This is a genomic window from Alkalibacillus haloalkaliphilus C5 (genome assembly GCF_000269905.1).
GTDB lineage: Bacteria > Bacillota > Bacilli > Bacillales > Alkalibacillaceae > Alkalibacillus > Alkalibacillus haloalkaliphilus_A.
The window spans coordinates 1-3,965 of the sequence record NZ_AKIF01000205.1 but is presented as its reverse complement, the minus strand read 5'-3'; the positions used below and the strand labels follow the sequence as shown (position 1 = coordinate 3,965).

Below are 3,965 nucleotides of genomic sequence, written 5' to 3'. Positions count from 1 at the left end.
AACATGAGTTGATGGTCGCTTGTTTAATAGCTTTTCTTTTGATTGTTATAGTGTCGTTAGAAATTAGTCACTACAAAGAATGGACGAGGAATATGTCTTTAGCCAATACTTTGTTAAGTGGTGGCATGGTACTGTTAATGGGAGCAATATATGCTTTTGGACCAAATATTGATACGCTTTATTATCTAGTACCAATAGCAGCACATGCGGTTTTAATTACTTATTTAGTTCATGAGCGTTTTGCACTAGTTTCTTCTGTATTGATGGCTATTATTGGTGCAAACTTACTTACTTTATCAAGTGATTTTAACCAGTTTGTTTTTGTATTTATTTACTTTTTATTTTCCCAGTGGTTTGCGATCTTTTTGTACGATTTTATAACAGATCGTATTTCATTGTTTAAGACGTCTATTCCATTAATAGTTTTACATATTGCTATCGTGATCAGTTTTGAAGTGAGAAGTTTTGATGATCTTGTTTCTGTTGATACTGTAATTGCATTAGCGTTTGCTGTCATATCAATATTTGTATCGGCTGTTTTAATCTTAGGTCTTTTTCCGTTGTTTGAAGCTGGATTAAACTTGTTAACCGAATCGAAGTTGTTAAGCTTAGCAAATCCTAATCATCCATTATTAAAGCAAATATTAGTCGAATCACCTGGCACTTACCATCACAGTGTTATGGTAGCGAATTTAAGTGAATCGGCTTGTGAAGCAATTGGTGCAAACGGGTTATTGGCTCGAGTTGCTGCCTATTATCATGATATAGGAAAGTCTTTTCAATCGCATTATTTTATTGAAAATCAACAAAATATTAGTAATCCGCATGATGAACTAGATCCTAAAGTAAGTGCTGAGATCATATTAAAGCATCCATACGAGGGAGCGGCTATTTTACGTGAGTATGGATTACCAGGTGAGATAATTGATATGACTGAGCAACATCATGGGACGACGTTATTGAAGTATTTTTATTACCAAGAAAAAGAGAATGATCCAGATGTTAGAGAAGAACAGTTTAGATACAAGGGCCCGATTCCACAGTCTAAGGAGTCAGCTGTGATTAACATTTGTGATTCAGTTGAAGCCGCTGTAAGATCAAAGTCTAACCCAACTCTAGAAGAAATTAGACAAGTCGTAAGAGCAATTATCCATGACCGTTTAACAGATGGTCAGTTAGATAACAGTCAACTAACTTTAAAGGATTTACGAGTCATAGAGGAATCAATCTGTGATATGCTAAATGGTATATTTCATTCACGTATAGAATATCCAAATTTAAAAGACAGTCAACCTGCCAGGGAGGATTCATCATGAATATCGATTTAGTGGACGAAACAAATTATTTATCAACTGAACAATTGAACTTAGTCAATGATGTGTTACATTTTGCAGCAGATCAACAATCAGTTGAGAGTGAAGCGGAAATGTCTGTAACATTTGTATCAGATGAAGATATTAAAGTCATTAATCGTGATTATCGTGGAAAAGACAATCCAACTGATGTGATTTCTTTTGCATTAGAGGAGCTAGGTGAAGATGAATTAGAAGTAATTGGTGAAGGTTTGCCTCTTCACTAGGTGATATAGTTATATCTGTAGACCGTGCATTCGAGCAGGCTGAGGAATATGGTCACTCTAATAATCGGGAGTTAACATTCTTAGCAGTCCATGGTTTGCTCCACTTATTAGGTTATGATCATGAATCTGAAGATGACGAAAAAGTTATGTTTGAGAAACAAGAAAAGATTTTACAAAAGTTTGGACTAACCCGCAATGAAAAATGATCGGGTAGGGTTTAAGTATGCTATTGCGGGAGTTTACGCCGCACTAAAAACTGAGCATAATATAAAAATACATTTTATCATTATGTTCACGACATTGTTTGCAGGTCTACTGTTAGGTTTAACAAGAATTGAATGGTTATTTGTATTATTGGCTATTGGGCTTGTATTAGCATTAGAGCTAATTAATACAGTCGTGGAGTTAATAACAGATGTTTTATTTGAAGAAAGACATGAAACGGCAAAACTAATTAAAGACATAAGTGCTGCTGCTGTATTAATAGCAGCTACATTCGCTGCTTTAGTTGGTATGATTATTTTCTTACCGAAACTTTTAGAGCTACTTCAATGATTTTGATTTAAACTCGCAAAAAATATGTGCGAGTTTATTTATATTTAATAGCTCGTACATTCTTTTTGAAATTAAGAGCTAAAACATTTGTCGATTATGTGAATTTTTATTATTTTTATAGTACACTAAACTTACTAGCAACGAATAGGAGAGCAAATTAAATGACAGAACAGTTTCATTCAGGCTTTATTGCAATAGTTGGACGGCCAAATGTAGGAAAGTCTACGTTTATGAATCGAGTAATCGGTGAAAAAATCGCTATTATGAGTGACAAACCACAAACAACTCGTAACAAAATTCAAGGTGTTCTCACAACCGATGATACACAATTCATATTTATAGATACACCAGGTATTCATAAACCGAAACATCGACTAGGGGACTTTATGAATAGATCAGCAATCAACACTTTAAATGAAGTTGATGTTATTATGTTCATGGTTAACGCTGATGAGGGGTATGGAAAAGGCGACGAATTTATCATTGAAAAATTAAAAGACGTAAACAATCCAGTAGTATTAGTCATTAATAAGATTGATCAAGTTCACCCTGATGAACTATTACCAATCATTGATACTTATCGAGAAAAGTTGGACTTCGAAGAAATCGTTCCAATCTCTGCGCTTGAAGGCAACAATACAGATAGCCTGCTAAATGTGTTATCTGAAAAGCTACCTGAAGGGCCGCAATACTATCCAGAAGATCAAATTACAGATCACCCAGAGCGCTTTATTATTAGTGAATTAGTAAGAGAGAAAGTGTTACACCATACACACGAAGAAATTCCACATTCAATCGCAGTTGTCATCGATTCCATTCGTTCTCGAGATGACAAAGATATAATAGATGTTCAAGCGACTATTATTGTGGAACGTAATTCACAAAAAGGAATTATAATAGGTAAACAAGGAAAAATGTTAAAGCAGGTTGGTTCTGAAGCTAGAGAGGATATAGAAGCCTTATTAGGGTCAGGGGTCTTTTTAGAATTGTGGGTAAAAGTACAAAAAGATTGGCGTAATCGTGCCTTTCACCTGCGCGATTATGGATACAAAGAGGATGACTACTAAGGAAAGCAAGTATTTTAAATTGGTAATTATTTAAACTTATGAACTGTTTCATTCAGGTGAAAATAAGATTAAGGTTTTTCAGTTAAAATAAAGCTGAAAGGTGGAGAATATGATGTTTGACATTCCATGGAAAGTTTTTGAGAAGACAGGTAATGTTGAAGCATATTTATTAATGAAACAGGTAGAGGATTTAAAGAATGATCATAGGAAAGAGCGATTCACGACCTTAAACCCCAAAACATAGTAAATGAAAGTGGTGAGGGGCATTGGACCAAATAAATGGAATTATATTAAGAACACAAGATTATGGTGAAACAAATAAAATTGTAACGCTCTTAACTGAAGAATATGGTATGCTTAGTGCTGTTGCAAAGGGTGCTAAAAAGTCCAAAAGTCGAATGGCTGCGGTAACGCAGCCATTTATATATGGTCAATATGTTGTTTATACCGGTAGAGGGTTAGGAACAATTCACCAAGGTGAAATGATTCAAAGTATGCGACATATTAGAGAGGATATATTTAAAACAGCTTATGCTACATATATGGGGGAACTTACGACAAAAATACTGACAGAGCGTGAACGAAACCTTCCGTTATTTCGAGAGCTTTTAGAAAGCTTTGAAAGAATGGAAGACGACGTCCCTGAGTTAGCTATTTCTTTAATGTATGAACTTAAACTATATCATGTTGGTGGTTTTGCTCCTGTCGTGAATCAATGTGTTAATGGTCATGTGAATGATCCAATTGCCGGATTTTCAGTCTCA

Annotated in this window: 5 protein-coding genes and 1 pseudogene; all 6 read left to right on the top strand. The window is 34.8% G+C overall.

Features of this window, described 5'->3' with window-relative positions; translation table 11 throughout:
* The coding region (locus tag A194_RS18785; RefSeq protein WP_017187669.1) for an HD family phosphohydrolase at nt 1-1,316 on the top strand (1,316 nt) is incomplete at its 5' end.
* Nucleotides 1,313-1,785, top strand: a pseudogene (gene ybeY / locus A194_RS18780) (rRNA maturation RNase YbeY). The gene A194_RS18785 and the pseudogene ybeY, both read left to right, overlap by 4 nt.
* Entirely contained in the window at nt 1,775-2,134 is a 360-nt protein-coding gene (locus tag A194_RS0115280; RefSeq protein ID WP_017187666.1) for a diacylglycerol kinase family protein, read from the top strand. The pseudogene ybeY and the gene A194_RS0115280 overlap by 11 nt, the downstream one beginning before the upstream one ends.
* A gap of 161 nt (nt 2,135-2,295) precedes the next feature.
* Nucleotides 2,296-3,201 carry a GTPase Era gene (gene era / locus A194_RS0115275; protein ID WP_017187665.1) on the top strand — a complete coding sequence of 302 codons (906 nt, stop codon included), beginning with the start codon at nt 2,296-2,298 and terminating at the stop codon, nt 3,199-3,201.
* A 112-nt stretch (nt 3,202-3,313) separates the two neighbouring features.
* Nucleotides 3,314-3,445, top strand: a complete 132-nt coding sequence (locus tag A194_RS19910; RefSeq protein ID WP_017187664.1) for a YqzL family protein — start codon at nt 3,314-3,316, stop codon at nt 3,443-3,445.
* Between the two features lie 22 nt (nt 3,446-3,467).
* The coding region (gene recO, locus A194_RS0115265; RefSeq protein WP_017187663.1) for a DNA repair protein RecO at nt 3,468-3,965 on the top strand (498 nt) is incomplete at its 3' end.

Bases quoted from the DNA above. Each gene is read 5' to 3' on its own strand.
- era (WP_017187665.1), top strand. From the start codon at position 2,296: ATGACAGAACAGTTTCATTCAGGCTTTATTGCAATAGTTGGACGGCCA.
- A194_RS19910 (WP_017187664.1), top strand. From the start codon at position 3,314: ATGTTTGACATTCCATGGAAAGTTTTTGAGAAGACAGGTAATGTTGAA.
- A194_RS0115280 (WP_017187666.1), top strand. From the start codon at position 1,775: ATGAAAAATGATCGGGTAGGGTTTAAGTATGCTATTGCGGGAGTTTAC.